This window comes from Yersinia similis (assembly GCF_001053095.1).
Classification (GTDB): Bacteria; Pseudomonadota; Gammaproteobacteria; order Enterobacterales; family Enterobacteriaceae; genus Yersinia; species Yersinia similis.
The window spans coordinates 98,795-121,969 of sequence record NZ_CGBP01000011.1 but is presented as its reverse complement, the minus strand read 5'-3'; the positions used below and the strand labels follow the sequence as shown (position 1 = coordinate 121,969).

The window sequence follows — 23,175 nt, the reverse complement described above, 5'->3', positions numbered from 1 at the left end:
GTTATCTTCTCCGCTAATCTAGCACTTAATTCATGCAAAAAACGAGGGTGTAGAGTAGCTCAACTGGTTAGCCAGATAGGGAGGATATATGGAAGAGAGAAAACTGATAAAAATTCAGGAGGTGATAAAACGCTGTGCAATTAGCCGTTCGACGCTCTACAGACTGCTATCTGACAAGCGATTTCCAGTGCCAGTACTGCTATCGAAGCGCGCTATAGCGTTCTATGAACACGAGATCGATACATGGATCTCTGAACGTACACGTACTCGCTAAGACCTAAAGACTATAACACTAAAGAATCATTTTTAAAATCCTACTCAAGTGCTGCAGATGAACATAGCTTAATCATAATAAGGAGGGATTTTTATAAATAAAAATCACTTGTGTCTTTATTGATTGAACATGACCAAGGATGGTTAAAATAAGATGTCGCATCCTATTTTATTCTAATATTTACACTACTGTGGTGAGGTATTTTTAGTTGCTGAACCTAGTTGATGTTTATTGGATTTTATCAAGAAGGAAATTTAAATGAAAAAACTTTTTCATGATTATCCATGCTTGCAAAGGCAGATTCCATCATCATTAAATAAGTTAAGCAAAAGAGCTTTGATTCTTGTACCTGGTTTTATGGGGAAAGATGAAATGGAAGCCGAAAAGGTACGGAGAGTACGTGCATTAGCGGAGAAAATGACACCTATACATACTTGTATATATTATATTTTAGCCTCAAGGCTTCTATCATGTAGCAATTATCAACCTTGCTATTTAGCAATATGTCCAATTTGTGGCGGTGTGGCGCAATTAAATGACATGCGGAAATATATGGGGCTATTTGAGAGAGATAAAGACTATATTGCAATAAGTATTGATATGAATAAAAATATAAGTAAAATTACAAAAGGTATTGATAGTTTTCCATATATTATTAATAACATTCAAAATAGAATTGACCCATTATTTAAATCTATGGACTTTGATGGTGTTATTGCAGGTAGGATCGTAATGGAACATCATTCCTTTGAAATGGCATCGGAAGGGGATTACTGCGTGCCACAAATACGACTATTGATTAAAGATAATGATAGTGTAATGAAAAGGATGGAAAGTTATTTAATGCGATCGGGGAATATGTATGTTCGTGATTCTATTCTGAACACTCCCTTACGCAAGTATTCATTTGAAAACCCAGAGGAAATTCTGGCCTATGTGTTTGATCGTTCATGGTATGAGCGTCCTTGCACAGTTACCTCAGAAAAAATACTCATGAAGGGAGAGGCGCGCCAATTGAGTGGTGGGGATTTTGCTGATTATTTAGTGCGTCAACGGAATTATATTTCTAACTATGTGAGGTTACACTATTACAAAGGGAATACTAAATAACCTGATTTCTTTCTATACATTTCATACTTCAAGTTGCTTGGGTGTTGGCTGCGCCCTGTTGCCCCAGTCACTTGGTTTACCAAGCTCCTGGGGCTTCGCTCAGTTGCCGCCTACATGCAACTTGAAGTAACTTGGGTATAAGCTTAATAAGGGGAGGGAGCCTCCCCATTTTATATAGAGGAACATGTTTGTTGCAGTGAGGGGTAATGTTTCCTATCTATAAACTTTATCAATGAGATAAATATTGCGCCATGAGCAAATTAACCAATTGCCATCAATTTATTACATTTGATCCAAACTATATACGTCATGCACCCTCAAGACTGGAGATATTAAGCCAAACAGCCCCTGAATTGGGGTCACAGCAGGCAGCAGAAAGAGAAAACCAGCAGCGTATTGCCTTACTGCAAAAATTTGGGAAATTACGTCCAGTATCACTCGCGCTTGCAAAAAAACTGAAAGGATGCCGCAATGAGACTCCCTGTGAAAGTGTTGCCTGTCCTCACTGCAAGCGTGAACGTGACCTCTTGCAATGGGAAATATGGCGAACCCTAATGGCAACTCCACCGGGCTATGTCGTCATTATGCTGGTTTTCAACCAAAGGACTCCCATGCTACGCCCGTGGAGCAACATGCGACAGGCCAGTAAGCAAATCAACAAGTTTAAACCGCGTATCGGCAGGGCACTAAATCGGTTGAACTGTTCTGAGCCAGTAATGGGCACCTTCAGCTTATTGCACCATAGGTTTCCATCTGGAGAGTATGAGGCGTTCTGGCTTCCCGTGTTGTGTCTTCTGCTTCCCAATGATCAGGCGCTCCTGCAAGGTCTGAAAAAGCACATGGAGCGTGGTGAGGGCCAGTATATCAGCCCTTCTGTGATCAATAGCCCGATGAGCAAGGTCATGCTCAAAGATCCCATCAAGCAATTTAAGCGTGTTTTTGATCCTATGTGGCATCAGGTGACTTGTACTCTCAATGATGAGAGTGACCGTCTGATCAAAGCCATACCAGAACCGTTAACGGGCAGTGAATTAGTAAGAAGCCTACTGATATTAGACAAGCTAGGGTCTGCAACAATCACGTTCAATTATGGCGGTCAGGTGAAATGACGTGCAGCACTGAGCTGGTGATTTGGTCGGCTTATTGCATCATGCTTGGTTGAGAAAGTGCGGTGAACCTATTGGTTTTCCATTTGGCGCATGCACTTTTGTAATTGAAAAAGTGCATAGCAGATGCTGATTTCGGAGGTAACTAATGCAATTTAAAAAGCTAACTGTACCAGAAAATACGTAACTGACTGTTATATCAATGTTCTTGTAGATGCGCCCCAGAGCCACGTTGAAGCCTTAAAACGACGAGTTAACGCCATGAGTGCATCTTTGATTATCAGCTATTGCTATTGACTACACACTATGGGGGGGAGCGAGCAGCGAGCCACCATAGCCATTGGGCCAACTACCAGTTGGGAATTGAGAACGTGTCGAACGAGCGAAGCGAGTGAGTGGAGGCGTAAGCCTAATGGGGGACAATTTGCGACCGAAGGTGAGCAAATTAGGGGCATGCCCCTCCAACCAGTCACCAACCCAAAGCTTCGAATCTCAAAGTTGTCTATGAGAAGAACATGGGGTGGGGGATGGCGGTGGACACCGTGCGCCATAAGAGCACACGGTGAGGTTCCGCCGACCGTCCCCCGCAAACCAGTGGGGAGTGAGATGAAGATTCCTGAATGGGTGTACAAGCGTATTACCGCCATTACCCAGGTAGTAGTGGGCGATGGTCAGAGAGCCATTACCCAGCGATGTGTCTTGCAGCAGTTCCTAGTCGATTTATGGCTTGCCGAGCCTAACGATAAAGGTTGGGTAGTCTGCACCCAACGGGATATCCGTAGCCTGTACCATCCTCTGTTGAGTAAATGTGAGATCAACCACCAGGGTAAGTGCCAGAAGGTAAAACGGTTGATAGACATCCTGCCAGATATCGCCTCTGATTTTCATTTTAAGGAGGGCCGCGCCAGTCAGGATGTGAATAAGCGGAAGCCCAGCCTTTGGCAATTCAATCCGGTACGCCCCAAAAGTGACGTTGGCTCTTTGAGGTTGGTGGACGCTGCAACAGGGGAAAGTTTTACATTTAGGCAGATACTCCGGGCCAACGGGAAAGCGCCGAAACATATGTTGAATTTGGGTAAGCGGCAGGCTGGGCTGAAGAGGAAGGAGCAGGCTTGGTTGAAAGGGGTTACACGAGGGAGAATGCACCGTAAGTTTCTACGGCAGTTGAAAAAAATGGTTCCTGATGACTATTACCGGGCAGGTATCCGCAGCCTAAACCACCTATATAACGCCAAGATTGAGGGTGATCTGGTTACATATGACCACACGTATCGACTAACCTTCGGTGGGCGATATTACGATAGGGCATTCCAAAACTTGCCTAATGTGTTGAAATCTAAGTTTAGATATGGACTTTTGAACTACGATATCCGCTCATGTAGTCTCGCTTGCATTAACCGGTTGTGCAAGCGAGACCGCGTTGACTATCGGGTGAAGTCGTCTATCTATGAAATGATGATGAAAAAAACCGGACTGACGCGCAAGCAATGCAAGAAGATGGTTCACTCGACCACCTACCGTATTGGTCGGGTTACCGTTGGCGTTGCGGGGGGACTTGGGAAACGGATTCTGAAATGGGTTGGTACTGAGAAAGCAGCCATGAAAATATTACGTTGGTGGAAGGCGTACGTCAGGCCACTACGGGCAGCCCTGGAGGAGCTAGTTGCTAAAATTTATCAACGCCATCGGGATACCTGTAGCTCACCACGTAACTACCACCGAATAGAGAACGATCTGGGGCTGGTTCTGGATTTGAAGGGGGAGAAGTACGACCGGAAAAAAAAGCATTATGAACAGTATGCCAGAGATAAAAGCTTGTTGGCGTTCATGGTCTGTGGTGTAGAGCAAGCGTATATCCGTGAAGTGGTGAAGCTCAACCCTGGTGTGGTTTGTATGCTGGATCATGATGGCGTGGTGGCACTACGTGAACTGTTATTGCCGGATTGGCAGGGTTTCAAGCTGGAGCTGAAGGATTAATCAACTGACTCAGTAATGTTATTTTGCAAGGATACGGTGGAGAACCATGAGCTGTCGCAGACATTCAATTCTTCATTTATTGCTTTACATACACAGAAATTTCTATGGATTTATAGGCATCATTTGCTTTTAACGAAAATTCAAGTTTTAATGAAATTAAATTCTTCAGGACTTGCGGGATGGAACCTTATGTTATCGAATCTATTCAAACTTGATAGAACTCAACGACAGTTACGAATTAATCAGTTTAATGTGTTTTATAACTATGTGATTGGGTTCGAATCAGCTAATATTGATTTGGTAAAAACTGCTGCAAATCTCTTGAAAACAGGTATTTCTAATTCTGTCTTTTTCTCTGATTTTAAATGTATTTATATGGATGATTCAAAAAAGATACAGATTGATCTATTAAAACCAGAGGGCCGGCAATGGGATTCAAGTTGGGAGATTAAGTTTAACCCTAAAATTCCAGAGCGTATTATCGCGGAGTTGATAGACTCATACGAGATTGCATTCCATGAGAGTCGAGTTTCACTTAATAGTGATATTTATATTAGAACATCTTTACCTCCTTTGGTTTTAGAATATGAGAGTGAACAGGTTGCTCTTTTTCCTTCAGTTAAAGTTTATAAAAATGGAATTGCAATTCTTAGTTTTCAATTTGATGAAACGTGGGAGAAAATGAAAGAAAGCGATTTCATATCAAATGTAGTGAATATTTATCAAAGATATTTTAAATCTATCTGGGTTGATGCTAAGATTCAAACCCTAGATGCTGAAGTTGAATTGATACATGCATTTGAAGATACGTTTTCGTTTGGTGGGAATTATTTTAGGGGAAGGGTGGTAAATAAATTAATAAATAAAATGAAAAAAGATAGTCAAAAAGTACTTGATGATGCTTTACAAACTGATGGGGAGATTTTTAGCCTGGGAGGCAGTGATTGGTCGTTACATCGAATTGCGGGGACAGAAAACAATGATTCATGGGAGGCTACTTTAGATCTCTGTCGCTCAATGTACTGTAATGCTATAGGCAATATCCTGGTGTTAGATGGAAAATATAAAAGAGACTCTTTTAAAGAATTTATATGGCAGGGACGTCCATCGGTTTCTTTACTTCGCTTCGATACTCAGTCAAAAAGTAAAAAAGAACTCTTTCATACTTTTTCACATTCAATGATGAAAATCTTGCTTAGAACTGATGTAGCTGAAAAGGTTCCTGTTTTACCTCAGGATCTAAGGATGTTTGAGGATTATTGTTTCCATGCAAATAGGTCTATTCTTTTATGGACTTGGTTAAAGCCTAATGGTTCTTTAGACAATGTTTGGGACGAGCCTAATACACGCTCGAAAATATTTGAAAGCCAAGCAAGAGCTGAACAAATAGAATACTATAACATGAGCATAGCTAGAGCATGTTCTTGGGCTCACGATCCTCAGTCTGATAAACATCTACTTCATGCATATGAAACACTTGCAAATTCAGAAAAATTAATTCATCACAGTAGTTGTTCAGGGGAAGTATCTGATTCGCTTTCATATATTATCGAATCATTTGGTACTACAGCTTTAATTCCCTCGGCAAAGGAAGTCGCAAGGTATCATCTTGATGAACTAAGATATAAATCAGATTTTGTTCGGAGTCGGAGAGATCGTTGGCTGACTTTTGTTTTTGGTTTGGTTGGTGCAGCAACTTTAGCTGAGTTTGTGGTGCATCCTATTATTCAGAAAATATTTCCCATGTTAAATAAAACAATAGCCCCTATGTTTTCATTTTTTATCTCAGGATTTTTAATACTTTCTGTTGCAATAATTATTTTGGTTATTAATAGAGATGAGTGATTTTACCATAAAACTAATGGAGCATATTATTTTTTGCGGAAGTGTGATGGGAGGATATGTATATACAGATATATTTAAGGTGGGTTGTTATATAAGCTACCCTTTTAAAATATCCAATGCGAGTAGTAGTCAGTAATAATGGTGTTTGATTGGGATAGCCTTCTACTATCAAGTGGCATAATTTTGAAGGCTACAACTATGATATCGAAAGAAGTCAATTGACTATTCTATGCGATGAACTTGAGAAATATGGGCTCAAGTGTGTACGTCTGAAGAAAATCACCAAAGAGAAAGTGATGCGGCGCTTTGATATTGACGAAGGATCGGCAAATACACTGATGTATAGCCTGATTTACTCTCTTGGTGACGTCAGGAAGCGTAGGAATAGCGCAGCGTTCAGCATTTTGTATGATGCTTATAGGTATGACGTGGCAGTAGAGAAGGAGGATAGTTGGCGTGAATTCATTAGGCCACCGCCTTAACACTGTGCCCCAACAGCAGATCAACAACCATCGGATCAATACCTGCCTCACCACTCATCAATGACGCGGCACTACGGCGAATATCATGAGTCGTGAAATCATTGCCAACAATCGGGCGTAAGCGTTCTGCTGAATGTGCCATCGTTGTTTCACCAATGTAGCCCCAAACAAGGCTATCGCTGTTTTTTCGAGTCCAAGACCATTCCTTTAACAACTCAATCAGCACCGCAGGAAGAGGGTAGATGCGTTCTTGCCGGGTTTTTGTTCTCGTGGCGGGCAGAGTCCAGATTTGAGCGTCCAGATCCAGCTCGGACCATGTCATCTTCGTTACTTCACTTTTCCTGGCCCCCGTGACCATCAGAAAACGCATTGCTGCATGTGATGGAGTATCGCCAAGGTTGTGCCAGAGAGTATGGTACTGTTTTGTACTCAGGCAGTTTTCACGAATTTTACCGATAACGGCAGCCACGGTTTTTCGATCATGTACTTCAGATAATTTCTGAGGAACGTATACTGGCTGCCCTGGTTGGCCTTCTATACCATGAGCTTGGAAGGCGTATAACATCATGGCGCGAACAATCTGGCATGCTCTATGTGCCGCATTGGTTGGCCCCAGAGCGATGAGCAGCGAGTACACATGCTGATAGGTCAGGTTGTTAGGCGGAAGATCGTAAAGGGGTTTTCAGTGCTTGTTCCAGATGGATTGCCTATTTGCTTTCGAGGCTTCTGGGCATTTTATTTTCAGCCAGTCAGTGAAGAGGGCATTCATGTCTACTGGTAGAGTAGCATCTCCTTTGCCCGGAGCTATACCTAGCTTCACCTAGTATTGTCAGACCACTCATCAAGCCTATCTGCCCATTCCTGCATCATAACTTTCCGCTCATCAAGGTAGGTCGCATGGTTATACGTGCGCCGAACGTTATTCGTATCGGCATGCGCAAGCTGCGCTTCGATAGCGTCAGGTCTATAGCCCATTTCGTTTAATCGTGTACTACCAGTGGTTCGTGTCGCATGTGGACTATATGTTCCGCTCCAACCAAGGCTCTTGAGCAGTTGACGCAATGAATACGAAGTCATTGGGCCGCGTGGGTTATCACGCCCCGGAAAGAGATGCTGCCGATGGCCTGTTAATCCATAAAGCGTTTTGAGCATTTTGACAGCTTGAGAGGGAAGGGGAATAACATGCTCTCTCCGGGCTTTCATTCGAGTTGTCGGGATGATCCATAGTGCTTTATCTAAGTCGAATTCTGACCATTCCGCTTCGGTGACTTCTGCGGGGCGCGCCAGCGTCCACCACATCAACCACATACAATAGTTAACCTGGTATGTGCCGCGGCTGTTATCAAAGTTGTTTAATAGCTTCCCGATTTGCTGCGGATTTAATGCCTGCTTGTGCTGAGTTTTATTTGCAGGAATTGCCTTGCGTACAGGCCAAACGGGATCGCTATCTGCTCTGAGAGTAGCTACAGCCAGCTCAAAAATAGATGAGATGGTCCGTCTGGCTTCAGCGGCAACGGTAGGTGCCCCACGTTTCGCTGTTTCCTGTAGTATTTTCAAAATGTGATGGGGTGTGATTTCCCTGATAGGGAGCCGACCAATTGACGGGAATACTACGCGCTCCAGCATATCAAGGCGGCGCGTTTTGGTGACTTCCGCCCAGTCTTTCATCTGCAACCACTCTTTGGCGATAAGCTCAAAGGTGTTGGATGCGTCGTTGACCTTGCGAATTTTGTCTAATTGACGTGCTTGTGCTGGGTTTACTCCCTCGGCGACTTGCTTACGTGCTTGCTCACATTTCGCTCTGGCTTCGGCGAGTGTCACCGCTGGATATTCACCCAGCGCAAACATGCTGGATTTGCCGTTGAGTTTAAACCGATAACGCCATGCTTTCTTGCCGTTGGGTTTTATTTCGAGGTACAGGCCGTTGAAGTCATTGAGTCGATAGAGTTTTTCTTTCGGCTTAGCAATGCGGCATTGGGTGTCGGTGAGCATAACGTATCCTTGTATAATTCTTATACCGTTATTGTACTCACATAAGGCGGAGATGGAAACTTATTGTACTCACCTTTGTACTCATTTTTTATTGCGCTTCCATGAAATAATTTGAGACGTCATGAAAAGAAAAATCCACACAAGTGCGTGGATTTTATGGATTTTGTCAGTCTTTATGAGGCTTACTGAAACCTCATGAGACAACAGAAGCTGTTTAGACGTTGAACAGGAAGTTCATCACATCACCATCTTTAACAATGTATTCTTTACCTTCTGAACGCATCTTTCCGGCTTCTTTCGCGCCTTGCTCACCTTTGTAGGTGATAAAGTCATCAAACGCGATAGTTTGTGCACGGATAAAGCCTTTCTCGAAGTCGGTATGAATCTTACCTGCGGCCTGTGGTGCCGTGGCACCCACGGGGATGGTCCAGGCACGGACTTCTTTGACACCCGCGGTGAAGTAGGTTTGTAGATTCAGTAATTCATAACCAGCACGGATAACACGGTTCAGCCCCGGCTCTTCAATGCCCAGTTCGGCCATAAATTCAGCACGATCTTCATCTTCCATTTCTGCAATATCAGACTCAACCGCAGCACAAACCGCAACGACAACCGAACCTTCCGCCGCCGCAATAGCGCGCACCTGATCCAGATACGGGTTGTTTTCGAAACCATCTTCATTGACGTTGGCAATGTACATAGTCGGTTTCAGCGTCAGAAAACTCAGGTAGCGGATAGCGGCTTTATCTTCAGCCGTCAGATCCAAGGCGCGCAACATGCCTGCATTCTCTAAATGTGGCAGGCATTTCTCCAGTGCTTCCAGTTCAGCTTTAGCGTCTTTATCACCGCCTTTGGCTTTTTTCTGGACACGATGAATGGCACGTTCGCAGGTTTCTAAATCGGAGAGGGCAAGTTCGGTATTGATTGTTTCGATGTCATCCGCTGGATCAACTTTCCCGGCGACATGGATGATGTTGTCATTTTCAAAACAACGCACCACGTGACCAATTGCTTCGGTTTCACGGATATTGGTCAGGAACTGGTTACCCAAGCCTTCGCCTTTGGAAGCCCCTTTTACCAGCCCTGCGATATCCACGAATTCCATGGTTGTTGGCAAGATACGTTGCGGCTTAACAATCTCAGCCAATTGGTCCAGACGCGGGTCCGGCATTGGCACGACACCGGTGTTGGGCTCGATGGTGCAGAACGGGAAGTTAGCTGCTTCAATACCCGCTTGTGTCAACGCGTTGAACAGGGTGGATTTACCGACGTTAGGCAGGCCCACAATACCGCATTTGAATCCCATGTTTATATCACCTTAAATAACTTAAAAATCAACCCGTTAAGTTTAGCGAATTGATGTAATCAAAATTTATGCCGCCATTATACACATAATGATGATTTATCACGATCATGCTCTTTCGCCGTGTGCGTAATGGCAGCCTCAGAGGATGACTCGATAAATGATGCTATGCGCTGGCCTTAAAAGCGTGCAGGCGGTTCATTGCTTTGGTCATGCCTTCATTGAGTAGCACTTCAGTGCAGCGGATAGACTCGTCAATGGCATCGTCTATCAACGTTTGTTCGCTAGCGGGGGGTTTACCCAAAACAAAGCCAGTGACTTTGCTTTTATCACCAGGATGACCAATACCGATACGCAAGCGGTAAAAATTAGGGTTATTACCTAATTTGTTCTGAATGTCTTTCAGACCATTATGGCCGCCGTTGCCTCCTCCCAGTTTTAATTTTGCCATCCCCGGTAAAATATCCAGCTCATCGTGGGCGACTAGAATCTCTTCCGGCAGAATTCGGTAAAAACTGGCCATCGCCGCGACGGCTTTACCACTGAGATTCATAAACGTGGCGGGTACCAATAAACGGATATCTTGGCCTGCCAGATTTAACCGTGCGGTATAACCAAAGAATTTACTCTCTTCTTTCAGGGACTGATTGTGGCGTTCAGCCAATAAATCTACATACCAGGCTCCCGCATTATGGCGGGTTTGGGCATATTCTGCGCCCGGATTTGCCAGCCCAACGATTAATTTAATGCTACTCACGTTGTCTTTCGCTATGACTAAAGGAATCAAAGTGCCACAGTTTACCTGTCATGGTGCCTAATAACAAAACTCGAGTACATTTTGTTCATACTGGAATACAGGAGAAGGGGGGATTGTAGAAAAATAATTGTATAGTTGAATGATTTTCCTTCGGAATCATTCAACTTCTTGGCTAAATATCTGGATAATGTCAGTTTTTGTCAAAATACATTTGCCAGTTGTGATCGCTACCGCAACACCATGAGTACCAGGCTGACTATACTGAATCATTAAGTGCACACGAATAATCGTATTATGCAAGCAGTTTAAAACAGCGAGTTTAGTAGGGTTATTGACTGGCGGCTTGAAGTGGAGGTGACATATGAAACGTAAGAGCGCAACAGTACTGGGTAATATGCTGATGGGGTTGGGTTTAGCCACAATGGTTGTTGGAGTAGGTTATTCAATATTAACCGAAATCTCCGAACTTGGTTTACCTCAATTCTTTGCCCACGGTGCCATCATGAGTATCTTTGTCGGTGCATTGCTGTGGTTAGCCGGTGCGCGTATCGGTGGTCGAGAAGCCGTTGCTGATCGCTATTGGTGGGTTAAGCACTTTGATAAGCGTTGTACCAAGAATCAACGTCACTCATAGGGATGGATAATTGGTTGAATCTTCAAAAACAGAAAACCCGTTGTCGCACAGGCTTCAACGGGTTTTTCTTTATCTGCTTCAATTAAGCCACTGATCAATCTCATTTGGCTAAGGATACCGCCGGGATACCAGCAAAAAGCACCGCCGTGTTTAGCTGCAACCTAATTGCGTCGCAGCCGTGTATCCATAACCCGATACTGATTAATGTTCAAACATTGCAGAGATCGACTCTTCATTGCTGATACGGCGGATGGCTTCAGCCAACATGCCGGATAGCGTCAGAGTACGCACGTTTTTCAATGCTTTGATTTCAGCGGACAACGGAATGGTGTCGCAAACAATCACTTCATCGATAACAGAATTTCTAATGTTATCAACAGCATTTCCCGAGAAGATTGGGTGAGTTGCGTACGCAAAGACACGCTTGGCACCACGCTCTTTCAAGGCTTCAGCTGCTTTACACAAGGTACCACCGGTATCAATCATATCGTCAACTAACACGCAGTCACGGCCAGCAACGTCCCCGATGATATGCATCACCTGAGAAACGTTAGCGCGTGGGCGGCGTTTGTCGATAATCGCCATATCAGTATCGTTCAGTAGCTTGGCAATGGCTCTGGCACGGACGACGCCACCAATATCTGGTGAAACAACAATTGGGTTTTCCAGATTCTGCTGCAACATATCTTCCAGCAGGATTGGGCTACCAAAAACGTTATCTACCGGAACGTCAAAGAAGCCTTGGATCTGTTCAGCGTGAAGATCCACTGTCAATACACGGTCAACCCCAACACTTGAGAGAAAATCGGCAACAACTTTGGCAGTGATAGGCACACGGGCAGAACGCACACGGCGATCCTGACGAGCGTAGCCGAAGTAAGGAATTACAGCTGTAATACGTCCTGCGGAGGCGCGACGCAGGGCATCAACCATGACAACCAGTTCCATCAGGTTATCGTTCGTGGGTGCGCAGGTGGACTGGATGATGAAAATATCACCACCGCGTACATTTTCGTTGATTTGCACGCTCACTTCGCCGTCGCTAAAACGACCTACTGCGGCGTCACCAAGGCTGGTGTACAAACGGTTGGCAATACGTTGTGCTAGTTCCGGGGTGGCGTTACCAGCAAAAAGCTTCATATCAGGCACGAGAAGAACCTCAGGCATGCGTCCAGAGAAGATATTGTCATATCAGTAATCAGGGGCGATTAAACATACTGATTGCAATATACATACGGGTATTTAAAGCCAAAACACAGTGATAACCACGATCTTTCAAGTTGCAGGTATGCAGAATGCTCTCGTTTATCTGAATCACTTAACGGATGTAAGCTCATCGAGACTCCCTCGTTTACCGCCTTCCTGCATCTTGAAATATATTAAGTATAAAACAGCATTATGAACCGGCTTTCAATCAAGTGAGACAGGTATTTTCAGAACCCAAGGTCAGTGAGGCCATTACTTCGACCTTACATAACGCTGTAAATCGTTATCTGCGCTCACTGCTTTCAATTTTCCCTGAGCGTACACGATGCAGTGGTGAAACATTTACACCACGGGCGACAAAACCATGTAACCACTCAGGGGCAATACTTAACACCTGCCGAGCCGATGATTCCGTGTCGAATTCTGCGAACACACAAGCGCCGGTACCGGTAAGGCGTGACGGGGCGTATTCTAACAGCCATGAAAGAGCCTGTTCAACCTCGCGAAAACGTTTTCTTGCGATCGGTTCGCAATCATTTGCGTATGGAGTGCTTAAAAGCGCCGCCAGTGGGCGAATTGGCGTATTTCTTTTTAATTCAGGATCAGAAAAAATAATCGGTGTTGGGATGTTTACACCGGGGTGTACGACCAAATACCACTTCTCTACAGGCTCTGCTGGCTGTAATTTTTCACCAATACCCTCTGCGAAGGCGGCATGGCCTCGAACAAATACCGGGACATCTGCTCCTAATGTCAGGCCAAGATCGGCTAATTGTTCATCAGTTAAACCACATTGCCACAGTATGTTGAGTGCCACCAATACTGTGGCAGCATTAGACGAACCGCCCCCCAACCCACCGCCCATCGGTAAGCATTTATCAATGCTGATATCAGCACCGCGTGGCACGGTGATATTACCAGGGTGTTTTTGCAGCAATTTTGCCGCGCGGACGATCAGGTTTTGCTCATTTTCCACCCCTGCTATGGGGGTTAATAAGCGAATTTGGTTGTCATCGCGCGGTTCAATCGTTAGTTGATCACCATAATCAAGAAATTGAAATAGCGTTTGTAATTGATGATAACCGTCGGCGCGTTGCCCGGTGATGTAAAGAAACAAATTCAATTTTGCTGGTGACGGCCATTTTGCCGGTGACGGACATATAGGTTGATTCGCGGTAGCCATGTTATTTAACCGTCCAGCTATCCATTTTCAGTTTAATCCGTTGCCCGTCTTGATTTAGCTCCAGGCGGCTGGGCAGGGAGGGCGTGACCTGAGTATTGTATTCTTGGTAATCAACAACCCATGTCACCCCATTTTGTTGGTAAGTCAGTTTCTTCAGGCGATATTTATCGTCAAGGGTAAAATCAGGGGTATCGCCTGGTAAGCCAAGGATCCATTGGCGTAGGCTTTCCAGTGGGATGGACATGCCCGTCAACTTTTGAATCATCTCTTGCGGATCATCACTGACGTAGCGCTTACCTTGATTATCCGTCAGTTGTGTCACACCCGGTTGGACAACCAACTCTAACTCAGTGCTGCCTAACGGGTTAGTCAGTAATAAACGATAACGCTCGGGAGAGGTCTGTTGCCAAAAGAATCTGGCGTAAACTTTCTGTTTATCAGACAGGTAAGCAAATGCGCCACGAGTTTCAAATTGGCCAAGTTGCTGCAACTGTTGTTCATGCTGACGCCACTGTGGCGACGTAGGGCTAGTGGCTGGTCCCTTTGATACTGGGATTGTACAGGCCGCCAGCAGCAGAGAGGCTAAAGGCAGCAGGCGATAAAAATGTCTTTTACGCATGGGCATATGGGTACAAATCCTATCAGCCGTCTGGTTTTCACCTGCGGCAGGTTTTTGATGAGGCAACATTTAGGGCAAAACAACACGTTTTGGTTCGTTGCAAATAGACATCTAAGGTGCTCACGCTAACGGGCTGAGGGCAGAGCGTCAATATCTTGTTCTATATTGAACAGCAGATAATCAATTATTGTGCATAATTTGGGATAATACTCAGGATGATGCCGTGTGACTTTTATTGATCTCGCGCATCAAGTAGAATGCGCTTCAGACGAGAATCCATACTAACACCAGTATTACTCGAAGCCGTTCCCATGACTCTGCTTGCATTAGGCATTAATCACAAAACCGCACCTGTATCGTTACGTGAACGAGTGACGTTTTCACCGGAATCGATGGATCAGGCGCTGAATAGCTTGCTCCAACAGCCGTTGGTGCAGGGCGGTGTCGTGTTGTCCACGTGCAACCGGACTGAACTGTATCTCAGCGTTGAACAGCAAGAAAACCTACACGAACAATTAATTACCTGGCTGTGTAACTATCATAAACTCAGCCCGGATGACGTAAGACAAAGCCTGTACTGGCATCATGGCAATGACGCTGTCCGCCATTTGATGCGGGTCGCCAGTGGCTTGGACTCCCAAGTTTTGGGTGAACCACAAATATTGGGCCAGGTAAAAAAAGCGTTTGCTGAATCTCAGCGCGGGCAATCTCTGTCGAGTGAACTGGAGCGGTTATTCCAGAAATCTTTTTCTGTCGCCAAACGAGTGCGTACAGAAACTGAAATTGGTACCAGTGCGGTTTCGGTCGCTTTTGCTGCCTGTTCTTTGGCTCGGCAAATTTTCGAATCATTATCAGAACTGCATGTATTATTGGTGGGGGCCGGTGAAACGATTGAATTGGTGGCACGCCACCTGCGTGAACATCAGGTCAAACATATGATTATTGCCAACCGCACCCGTGAACGTGCGCAATCCCTGGCAAGCGAGGTCGGTGCCGAAGTGATAACGTTGCCAGAAATTGATGCTCGCCTGGCTGATGCTGATATTATTATCAGTTCTACCGCCAGCCCGTTACCTATTATAGGAAAGGGGATGGTCGAGAGGGCATTGAAAACCCGTCGTAATCAGCCAATGTTATTCGTTGATATTGCCGTACCCCGTGATATAGAACCGGAGGTCGGTAAGTTGTCGAACGCCTATTTATACAGTATTGATGATTTGCAGGCGATCATTCAGCACAACATGGTCCAGCGGCAGGCTGCGGCTGTTCAGGCTGAATCGATAGTACAACAGGAAAGCATGAACTTTATGACCTGGCTGCGGGCTCAGGGAGCGGTAGAAACGATCCGTGACTATCGTTCTCAAGCTGAACAGGTCCGCAGTGAAATGACCGCTAAAGCCTTGGTAGCCATTGAGCAGGGCGCTAACGTGGAACAGGTCATTAATGAGTTGGCCTATAAGCTGACCAACCGCCTTATTCATGCGCCTACCAAATCCCTCCAGCAAGCCGCCAGCGATGGCGATATGGAGCGGTTGCAATTATTACGCGACAGCCTTGGGCTGGATCAGCATTAGTTTCCTCTAATTAACAGGGTTTAAAACCACGGATGAAGTCTTCTATTGTTGCCAAACTGGAAGCGTTACAAGAGCGCCATGAAGAAGTTCTGGCATATCTTGGCGATGCCAGCGTTATTGCCGATCAAGACCGTTTCCGCGCGCTATCACGTGAGTATGCGCAATTGACGGATGTCACTCGCTGTTTTAAAGAGTGGCGCAGCGCCCAGGATGATATCGAAGCCGCAGAAATGATGCTGGACGATCTCGAAATGCGTGAAATGGCACAGGAAGAATTAAAAATTGCCAAAGCGCGCAGCGAAGAGCTCGAGCAGCAGCTACAAGTGTTGTTGTTGCCAAAAGATCCTGATGATGAACGTGACTGCTTCCTGGAAATCCGTGCGGGGACTGGTGGCGATGAAGCCGCTATTTTTGCCGGTGATATGTTCCGTATGTACAGCCGTTATGCCGAAACCCGCCGCTGGAAAGTTGAAATCATGAGCGCCAGCGAGGGTGAGCATGGCGGTTATAAAGAAGTTATTGCCAAAATATCTGGCGATGGCGTCTTCGGCCAGTTGAAGTTTGAATCCGGTGGTCACCGTGTTCAGCGTGTACCAGAAACCGAATCTCAAGGCCGCATTCACACTTCCGCCTGTACCGTTGCAGTGATGCCCGCCATCCCAGAGGCTGAGTTGCCAGAAATCAACGCCGGTGACTTGCGTATAGATACGTTCCGCTCGTCAGGTGCGGGTGGTCAGCATGTTAACACCACCGATTCAGCCATCCGTATTACACATATTCCTACCGGTATCGTGGTGGAGTGTCAGGATGAGCGTTCGCAGCATAAAAATAAAGCTAAGGCAATGTCAGTGTTGGGCGCGCGTATTCGTGCTGCTGAAATGCAAAAACGGCAATTGGCAGAGGCATCAGAGCGCCGTAACTTGTTGGGTACCGGTGATCGTTCTGACCGTAACCGTACTTACAACTTTCCGCAGGGGCGCGTTACTGACCATCGTATCAACCTGACGCTGTATCGGCTTGATGAGGTGATGGAAGGTAAACTGGATATGCTTATCCAGCCAATTGTGCAGGAATATCAAGCTGACCAACTTTCTGCACTGTCAGAGTAAGACTAATGAATTATCAGCATTGGCTGTCGTTGGCGGCAGCCCGTTTTACCCACAGTGACAGCTCTAAGCGCGATGCTGAAATCCTACTGAGTTTTGTGACAGGTAAGGCCCGGACCTATCTGTTGGCTTTTGGTGAAACGGAAATAACGGCAGAACAACTACTGTGGCTCGAAACACTGGCGAACCGTCGGGAGCAAGGTGAACCCATTGCTTATCTGGTTGGGGAGCGCGAGTTCTGGTCTTTACCGCTGAGTGTTTCCTCTGCAACGCTTATCCCACGGCCTGACACCGAATGTCTGGTGGAGCAGGCGCTGGCACGTTTGCCCACAATGCCTTGTCGTATTTTGGACCTGGGGACGGGTACCGGTGCGATTGCGTTGGCACTGGCCAATGAACGGCGTGATTGCACGGTCATCGCCGTAGATATCAACGCTGATGCTGTCGCTTTGGCCCGCCATAATGCAGAAAAGCTCGCGATAGATAATGTGTGTTTTCTGCAAGGCAGTTGGTTTGAGCCAGTGAGCGGGCGTTTTGCGCTTATCGCCAGTAACCCCCCTTATATTGATGCCAATGACCCTCATCTTAATGAAGGCGATGTGCGTTATGAGCCGCATAGTGCATTGGTTGCGGCCGCTGAGGGGATGGCCGATCTGGCCGCGATTGTCAGCCAGGCACCGGGCTACTTGGAACCCGGCGGTTGGCTCATGCTAGAGCATGGCTGGCAGCAGGCCAACGCAGTGCAAGAACGGCTTAAAAATTCGGGATTTAGTGCGGTAATGACCTGTAAAGATTATGGCAATAATGACCGGGTGACATTGGGGCAATGGTCCGTGTAACCACGCGCAGCTAATAGCGCTGCAACATCAAGTAAAAAGAGATAAAACAAGGAATCGATAGTCATGTGGGTTGATTACATCGCCATGAAATATTTGCATTTACTCACCGTGGTGATCAGCATTACTCTGTTTGTACTACGTTTCTTCTGGAAATGTCGCGGCTCAGCGATGCTTGAAAAGCGTTGGGTAAAGATAACGCCGCACATCAATGATACGCTGCTGTTTATCAGTGGTATTGTGCTGATATTGATTACTGGATTCTATCCATTCAGTCCGCAGGGAACATGGCTGACTGAGAAGCTGTTTGGCGTTATTATCTACATCCTGCTTGGCTATGTTGCATTAGGTAAGCGAACTCGCAGCCAGAATATTCGCTGGTTTGCCTTTATACTCGCACTGGGTTGCCTGTATCTAATTGTAAAACTGGCAACAACTAAATTACCACTGCTGATGGGATATCTATGAGTAGCATTGCTGATTTCGAATTTAATAACGCGTCCCTGTGTGATGGGGTGTTACTGGTTACCCAAGAGATTCGACAGACTTTTCCGCTGGCTGATGTCCGTAACAAACTGCAGCAGCTTGTTGATGATGCGCGGGCTGCTATGCCTGCCGAACTTAATCAAGATCAGCAATTAGAAGTGCTTATCGATCTGTTTTACCGTCAATGGAAATTTGGCGGTGCAAGTGGTGTCTATCGCCTGTCAGACGCCATCTGGTTAGATAAAGTGTTAGATAAACGCCAGGGGACACCGGTTTCTTTGGGGGTTATTTTTCTGTATATCGCGCATCAACTGGGTTTGCCGCTGATGCCGGTTATCTTCCCAACCCAGTTAATTCTTCGTGCCGATTGGCTAGATGAAGAGATGTGGCTGATTAATCCGTTGAACGGTGAAACGCTGAACGAGCATGTGCTTGAAGTGTGGATCAAGGGCAATCTGGGGTTGAGCGCCGAGCTGGAAGATGAAGATCTGGAAGAGGCAGAGAATACCCTTATTGTACGTAAAATGCTCGATACGCTGAAAGCGGCATTAATGGAAGAGAAGCAGATGGAACTGGCATTACGTGCCAGCGAAGCGGTTTTGGCTTTCGACCCCGATGACCCGTATGAAATCCGCGACCGGGGCCTGATTTATGCGCAATTGGATTGCAACCACATTGCCATCTCTGATTTAAGCTACTTTGTCGAGCAGTGCCCGGAAGATCCGATTGCTGAAATGATAAAAATGCAGATCCACTCAATTGAGCAACAGCGAGTGACATTGCACTGATCTTTTTTTATGCGCCACGGTTTATAGGGCAATAGCCCTCGTATACCATAACGCGCTGTAATTAATCTCGATTTACCCTTTATAAAGGTATAAGTATGAAACAGAAAGTGGTTAGCATTGGCGATATCAACGTAGCGAACGACCTGCCTTTCGTGCTGTTTGGTGGTATGAATGTGCTTGAGTCACGCGATCTGGCGATGCGCATCTGCGAGCATTACGTGACGGTGACTCAAAAGCTCGGCATCCCTTACGTATTTAAAGCCTCGTTCGACAAAGCCAACCGTTCTTCAATTCATTCTTACCGCGGCCCAGGCCTGGAAGAAGGGATGAAAATCTTTCAAGAGCTGAAGCAACAGTTTGGCGTTAAAGTGATCACCGATGTGCATGAAGCCAGCCAGGCACAGCCAGTATCTGAAGTGGTTGATGTTATCCAGTTGCCTGCATTCTTGGCGCGTCAAACAGATTTGGTCGAGGCGATGGCCCGTACCGGTGCTGTCATCAACGTGAAAAAACCTCAGTTCGTTAGCCCCGGTCAGATGGGCAATATCGTTGAGAAATTTAAAGAAGCGGGTAACGACCAGGTGATCCTCTGTGATCGCGGCAGTAACTTTGGTTATGACAATCTGGTGGTTGATATGTTGGGTATCAATGTAATGGTACAAGCAACAGGCGGTCACCCGGTTATTTTCGATGTGACTCATGCGTTACAATGCCGTGACCCGTTTGGCGCGGCATCTGGTGGCCGTCGTGCTCAGGTCGCTGAACTGGCCCGCGCAGGTATGGCGGTTGGTTTGGCAGGGCTATTTATCGAAGCACATCCAGAGCCGAATAGCGCGAAATGTGATGGTCCATCAGCACTACCACTGGATAAGTTGGAGCCATTCTTAGTGCAGATGAAGGCTATCGATGATTTGGTGAAGAGTTTCCCTGCGCTGGATACCAGTAAGTAACCCCCCCTGCGTCCTTGGCGCTACAGCGTTGTTAGCGGCACTCGCTCACCCGAATCACTGACCTGAGTCAGCTCATCGGGATTAATGAGCCTCATCCCTGAGGCTCACCCTACGGGCAGCATAAATGCTGTTCAAATGGGTTCCCGACCAATTTGTCGTTCGTTTGCTGCCTAGCTGTAACACCAATGACTTTGGGGGCGCTCCTGCCCCCTAACGCTACAGCGTTGTTAGCGGCACTCGCTCACCCGAATCACTGACCTGACGTTCTTGTAACCACCGAATGGTTTTTCAGTTGGGTTAGGGCAATAAAAAAGGCAGCGTAGGCAACTAAGCTGCCTCAGACTGCTGACAAACCCCGATGACGTGATCTTGAACGGTGAGGATAGGCAGAGGAGTAAAGCGTCCGCGCCAAGGATGGCGCGGCTCGAGCCTACATGGATGTATTTACGGCGTCTTTACGATCTGCCTGTTCTCTCCGTCGCGGGCACTTTGTCAATAACCTCACGCAGCGTAGGTAACTAAGCTGCCTTTTTTGATAATCAAAACACCTAGTTATTCTGTAGTGCCGCCAGTGCTTCCGGTAAAGAAGCATAGAAATTCAACTTGCCTGAAATTGGCTTCACCCTGGCTCTGGCCAGCGTCTTCAGTGGCTGGAAAGGAATATCTGTGATAACCAGCAGTTGCTGCTCTGTCAACGCTTCAGTAAAGCGCAGGAAAGCATTCAAGCCACCGGCATCGAGAACGGGCACAGCATCCCATTGCAGGATAATAGTGTCATAATTATCGCAACGGGTGAGCAACTCACTGAATATCCGTTCAGCGGCAGCGAAGAACAACGGGCCGTTTACTCGCAATACCAATGTCTTATCATTAACCGCCGCAGGTATCTCACTCAGGCGTGTCATTTGCGCAATACGTCGCATAAACAACAATGATGCCAACACAATCCCAACCGTTATCGCGATCACCATGTCGAACAATACGGTGAGGCTCATACACAGCAGCATAATGATGATGTCGTCCTTAGGCGCACGGCGCAGCAGGTCAATAACCTTATGAGCTTCACTCATGTTCCAGGCGACAATCAACAGCAGGGAAGCCATTGCGGCTAGTGGCAGGTACGACAGCATCGGTGCCAGTACCAGTAACGCCAGTAGCACCAGCACCGCGTGGATAATCGCGGATACCGGCGAGGTGGCACCTGCGCGGACGTTAGCAGCAGAACGGGCGATGGCTGCCGTTGCGGTAATCCCACCAAAGAAGGGGGCGACAATGTTGCCTAGCCCTTGACCGACCAATTCACTGTTTGAATGGTGCTTCTGCCCAGTCATACCATCAAGGACGACTGCGCACAGCAAGGACTCTATCGCCCCTAACATCGCCATTGAAAAGGCTGCGGGCAGCAGTGCAGAGAGTGTCGCCCAGTTCAGCACAAACTCTTGACCATCTGCGGCAGGTAACTGCCAGGGCAGCACAAACTGCGGCAGAATAGGAGGGATGCCTTGGCCCTGAGTCCCATCAGCCAAGAGATAACCAAAGCGTGAGCCGATAGTCGCAACCTGTTGATCAAACAGTGAGAGCATCCCCATTATCGCAGTACCAGCGACTAATGCAGGTAAGTGACCCGGTAACTTTAGTTTCAGCCGCGGCCAAAGGATTAATACCAGCAACGTGACGGTAGCGATTAACGTATCACTGATATTAATTGACGGCATGGCTTGTGCGAGAGCTGTGACTTTTCCAACATAATTCTCTGGTACGGCGATCAGGTGTAATCCAAAAAAATCCTTCACTTGCATGGTCGCAATGGTGATGGCAATTCCTGAGGTGAAACCGAGGGTAACCGATAGAGGTATATATTCAATCAACCGCCCAAGCCGGGCAAACCCCATACAGAGCAGAAATATACCGGATAATATTGTCGCCAATAGTAAGCCAGCCAGGCCAAACTGCTGCGACACCGGATACAAAATGACCACAAAAGCTGCGGTGGGGCCGGATACGCTGTAGCGTGAACCACCGCTGACCGCGATAACGATCCCTGCGATAGCCGAGGTATATAAGCCGTATTGCGGTGGGACACCACTGGCAATCGCCAATGCCATAGCCAACGGGATGGCAATAATACCGACCGTGACACCGGCAATTATGTCTTTGAGAAGTCGTTGAAGTGTATAAGTTTCTCGCCAGCAAGCGTCAATAATTGCGCTGAACGGCCTAATGCCGTTAATTCCGTGCGTTTTCATCTCAGGTTCAAACCAAATAAGGAAAAGACAAAATAAATGGCGGGCCAATAGAGGTCCGTCTCGAGTAGCATATAACAACGATACGCCAATTTAACAATGAAGATCTAGATGTATATCAAACTATGCTGGAAACTGAGATAACTCTGATTTTCCGACGCGATATATATGGCCAGTGCTATATCTGGCAATAAAATTCTTGATACCAAGAAATGGAAAGTCATTATTATTGCCATTACGGCTATTTTTTCAGACTAAAGGTGAGAAACCCTATAAATAGTCCGGATGAACATAGGTAGTCTGAATGAAGATGAATAGCCTGAATGAGATAAATAGTCTGAAGGAAGAGTTAACGAAGCCTTTGATGGAATATGGAGTGAGTAGACGGTTTTTTATGACATGGTGGGGAAGGGATACCTGATAATAAGATTGCTCAGGGGCAAGTCTTATTTTATTGGGAAGGGATAATATATCTCCAAAATAATTTGAGTTGTAGGAAGGCGGGAAGGGAGATACAAATTAGTCGGGAACCCATTTGAACAGCATTTATGCTAGCCCGTAGGGTGAGGCTCAGGGATAAGTCTCATTAATCCCTGGGCGCTTATTTATTTTTAAGGTCAACGACAATGACAAGTAAGTGACTGGAGTGAACGAAAACAGCCAACACATGCAGCTTGAAGTATGACGAGTATAGCGAAGGGTTA

Annotated in this window: 20 protein-coding genes; 12 read left to right on the top strand and 8 right to left on the bottom strand. The window is 46.3% G+C overall.

Annotated elements, in window-relative coordinates; translation table 11 throughout:
- The first annotated feature begins 88 nt into the window (after positions 1-88).
- The 5 genes from AC971_RS22965 (at position 89) to AC971_RS10445 (ending at position 6,312) form a co-directional block, all read left to right on the top strand.
- On the top strand, positions 89-274 hold the full coding sequence (locus AC971_RS22965; protein ID WP_025383765.1) for a helix-turn-helix transcriptional regulator: 186 nt from the start codon (positions 89-91) through the stop codon (positions 272-274).
- Between the two features lie 258 nt (positions 275-532).
- The gene (locus AC971_RS10460; RefSeq protein ID WP_025383766.1) at positions 533-1,384 is read left to right on the top strand and encodes a hypothetical protein; all 852 of its coding nucleotides are present in this window, start codon (positions 533-535) and stop codon (positions 1,382-1,384) included.
- Positions 1,385-1,635: 251 nt separating this feature from the next.
- Entirely contained in the window at positions 1,636-2,493 is an 858-nt protein-coding gene (locus AC971_RS10455; protein ID WP_025383767.1) for a hypothetical protein, read from the top strand.
- 603 nt (positions 2,494-3,096) lie between these two features.
- Positions 3,097-4,467, top strand: a complete 1,371-nt coding sequence (locus AC971_RS10450) for a hypothetical protein (RefSeq protein ID WP_025383768.1) — start codon at positions 3,097-3,099, stop codon at positions 4,465-4,467.
- A gap of 150 nt (positions 4,468-4,617) precedes the next feature.
- Positions 4,618-6,312 carry a hypothetical protein gene (locus AC971_RS10445; RefSeq protein ID WP_231573006.1) on the top strand — a complete coding sequence of 565 codons (1,695 nt, stop codon included), beginning with the start codon at positions 4,618-4,620 and terminating at the stop codon, positions 6,310-6,312.
- Between the two features lie 465 nt (positions 6,313-6,777).
- Here the strand turns inward: AC971_RS10445 and AC971_RS10435 are convergent, their stop codons facing one another.
- The 4 genes from AC971_RS10435 to pth all read right to left on the bottom strand — a co-directional run bounded on the left by AC971_RS10435 (position 6,778) and on the right by pth (position 10,846).
- Complete coding sequence (locus AC971_RS10435) at positions 6,778-7,362, bottom strand: tyrosine-type recombinase/integrase (protein WP_025383771.1); 585 nt, start codon at positions 7,360-7,362, stop codon at positions 6,778-6,780.
- Between the two features lie 248 nt (positions 7,363-7,610).
- Complete coding sequence (locus AC971_RS10430; RefSeq protein WP_025383772.1) at positions 7,611-8,786, bottom strand: tyrosine-type recombinase/integrase; 1,176 nt, start codon at positions 8,784-8,786, stop codon at positions 7,611-7,613.
- A gap of 214 nt (positions 8,787-9,000) precedes the next feature.
- On the bottom strand, positions 9,001-10,092 hold the full coding sequence (gene ychF / locus AC971_RS10425; protein ID WP_002211245.1) for a redox-regulated ATPase YchF: 1,092 nt from the start codon (positions 10,090-10,092) through the stop codon (positions 9,001-9,003).
- A gap of 163 nt (positions 10,093-10,255) precedes the next feature.
- A complete protein-coding gene (gene pth, locus AC971_RS10420) occupies positions 10,256-10,846 on the bottom strand; it encodes an aminoacyl-tRNA hydrolase (protein ID WP_002218168.1) in 591 nt (196 codons plus the stop codon).
- A 361-nt stretch (positions 10,847-11,207) separates the two neighbouring features.
- On the opposite strand from pth, the gene ychH reads away from it, so the two are divergent.
- Complete coding sequence (gene ychH, locus AC971_RS10415; protein ID WP_002211242.1) at positions 11,208-11,480, top strand: stress-induced protein YchH; 273 nt, start codon at positions 11,208-11,210, stop codon at positions 11,478-11,480.
- A gap of 201 nt (positions 11,481-11,681) precedes the next feature.
- On the opposite strand, the gene prs is transcribed toward ychH, so the two are convergent.
- The 3 genes from prs to lolB form a co-directional block, all read right to left on the bottom strand.
- On the bottom strand, positions 11,682-12,629 hold the full coding sequence (gene prs / locus AC971_RS10410) for a ribose-phosphate diphosphokinase (RefSeq protein WP_002211240.1): 948 nt from the start codon (positions 12,627-12,629) through the stop codon (positions 11,682-11,684).
- 340 nt (positions 12,630-12,969) lie between these two features.
- Positions 12,970-13,869 carry a 4-(cytidine 5'-diphospho)-2-C-methyl-D-erythritol kinase gene (ispE, locus tag AC971_RS10405; protein WP_025383773.1) on the bottom strand — a complete coding sequence of 300 codons (900 nt, stop codon included), beginning with the start codon at positions 13,867-13,869 and terminating at the stop codon, positions 12,970-12,972.
- Between the two features lies 1 nt (position 13,870).
- Positions 13,871-14,494 carry a lipoprotein insertase outer membrane protein LolB gene (lolB, locus tag AC971_RS10400; protein ID WP_025383774.1) on the bottom strand — a complete coding sequence of 208 codons (624 nt, stop codon included), beginning with the start codon at positions 14,492-14,494 and terminating at the stop codon, positions 13,871-13,873.
- Between the two features lie 305 nt (positions 14,495-14,799).
- On the opposite strand from lolB, the gene hemA reads away from it, so the two are divergent.
- The 6 genes from hemA (at position 14,800) to kdsA (ending at position 20,228) form a co-directional block, all read left to right on the top strand.
- Positions 14,800-16,062 (top strand): glutamyl-tRNA reductase, encoded by a 1,263-nt coding sequence (gene hemA / locus AC971_RS10395; protein ID WP_025383775.1) that lies wholly within the window; start codon positions 14,800-14,802, stop codon positions 16,060-16,062.
- A gap of 32 nt (positions 16,063-16,094) precedes the next feature.
- Positions 16,095-17,171 (top strand): peptide chain release factor 1, encoded by a 1,077-nt coding sequence (gene prfA / locus AC971_RS10390; RefSeq protein WP_038402241.1) that lies wholly within the window; start codon positions 16,095-16,097, stop codon positions 17,169-17,171.
- A 5-nt stretch (positions 17,172-17,176) separates the two neighbouring features.
- Positions 17,177-18,007 carry a peptide chain release factor N(5)-glutamine methyltransferase gene (gene prmC / locus AC971_RS10385; RefSeq protein WP_025383776.1) on the top strand — a complete coding sequence of 277 codons (831 nt, stop codon included), beginning with the start codon at positions 17,177-17,179 and terminating at the stop codon, positions 18,005-18,007.
- 63 nt (positions 18,008-18,070) lie between these two features.
- Positions 18,071-18,472, top strand: coding sequence for a SirB2 family protein (locus AC971_RS10380; protein WP_002211234.1), 402 nt, complete (start codon positions 18,071-18,073; stop codon positions 18,470-18,472).
- The gene (gene sirB1, locus AC971_RS10375) at positions 18,469-19,278 is read left to right on the top strand and encodes an invasion regulator SirB1 (RefSeq protein ID WP_002211233.1); all 810 of its coding nucleotides are present in this window, start codon (positions 18,469-18,471) and stop codon (positions 19,276-19,278) included. The genes AC971_RS10380 and sirB1 overlap by 4 nt, the downstream gene beginning before the upstream one ends.
- Before the next feature lie 95 nt (positions 19,279-19,373).
- Positions 19,374-20,228, top strand: coding sequence for a 3-deoxy-8-phosphooctulonate synthase (kdsA, locus tag AC971_RS10370; protein WP_002211232.1), 855 nt, complete (start codon positions 19,374-19,376; stop codon positions 20,226-20,228).
- Between the two features lie 548 nt (positions 20,229-20,776).
- Here the strand turns inward: kdsA and dauA are convergent.
- Positions 20,777-22,474, bottom strand: coding sequence for a C4-dicarboxylic acid transporter DauA (gene dauA, locus AC971_RS10365; protein WP_025383777.1), 1,698 nt, complete (start codon positions 22,472-22,474; stop codon positions 20,777-20,779).
- Positions 22,475-23,175 lie beyond the last annotated feature (701 nt).

Excerpts from the sequence above, each read along its gene's own strand:
- prfA (WP_038402241.1), top strand. The coding sequence starts at position 16,095 with ATGAAGTCTTCTATTGTTGCCAAACTGGAAGCGTTACAAGAGCGCCAT.
- AC971_RS10380 (WP_002211234.1), top strand. The coding sequence starts at position 18,071 with ATGTGGGTTGATTACATCGCCATGAAATATTTGCATTTACTCACCGTG.
- prmC (WP_025383776.1), top strand. The coding sequence starts at position 17,177 with ATGAATTATCAGCATTGGCTGTCGTTGGCGGCAGCCCGTTTTACCCAC.
- ispE (WP_025383773.1), bottom strand. The coding sequence starts at position 13,869 with ATGGCTACCGCGAATCAACCTATATGTCCGTCACCGGCAAAATGGCCG.
- AC971_RS10460 (WP_025383766.1), top strand. The coding sequence starts at position 533 with ATGAAAAAACTTTTTCATGATTATCCATGCTTGCAAAGGCAGATTCCA.
- AC971_RS10435 (WP_025383771.1), bottom strand. The coding sequence starts at position 7,362 with ATGATGTTATACGCCTTCCAAGCTCATGGTATAGAAGGCCAACCAGGG.
- AC971_RS10450 (WP_025383768.1), top strand. The coding sequence starts at position 3,097 with ATGAAGATTCCTGAATGGGTGTACAAGCGTATTACCGCCATTACCCAG.
- lolB (WP_025383774.1), bottom strand. The coding sequence starts at position 14,494 with ATGCCCATGCGTAAAAGACATTTTTATCGCCTGCTGCCTTTAGCCTCT.
- sirB1 (WP_002211233.1), top strand. The coding sequence starts at position 18,469 with ATGAGTAGCATTGCTGATTTCGAATTTAATAACGCGTCCCTGTGTGAT.
- kdsA (WP_002211232.1), top strand. The coding sequence starts at position 19,374 with ATGAAACAGAAAGTGGTTAGCATTGGCGATATCAACGTAGCGAACGAC.
- AC971_RS10445 (WP_231573006.1), top strand. The coding sequence starts at position 4,618 with ATGAAATTAAATTCTTCAGGACTTGCGGGATGGAACCTTATGTTATCG.
- dauA (WP_025383777.1), bottom strand. The coding sequence starts at position 22,474 with ATGAAAACGCACGGAATTAACGGCATTAGGCCGTTCAGCGCAATTATT.
- AC971_RS22965 (WP_025383765.1), top strand. The coding sequence starts at position 89 with ATGGAAGAGAGAAAACTGATAAAAATTCAGGAGGTGATAAAACGCTGT.
- AC971_RS10455 (WP_025383767.1), top strand. The coding sequence starts at position 1,636 with ATGAGCAAATTAACCAATTGCCATCAATTTATTACATTTGATCCAAAC.
- hemA (WP_025383775.1), top strand. The coding sequence starts at position 14,800 with ATGACTCTGCTTGCATTAGGCATTAATCACAAAACCGCACCTGTATCG.
- AC971_RS10430 (WP_025383772.1), bottom strand. The coding sequence starts at position 8,786 with ATGCTCACCGACACCCAATGCCGCATTGCTAAGCCGAAAGAAAAACTC.
- ychF (WP_002211245.1), bottom strand. The coding sequence starts at position 10,092 with ATGGGATTCAAATGCGGTATTGTGGGCCTGCCTAACGTCGGTAAATCC.
- ychH (WP_002211242.1), top strand. The coding sequence starts at position 11,208 with ATGAAACGTAAGAGCGCAACAGTACTGGGTAATATGCTGATGGGGTTG.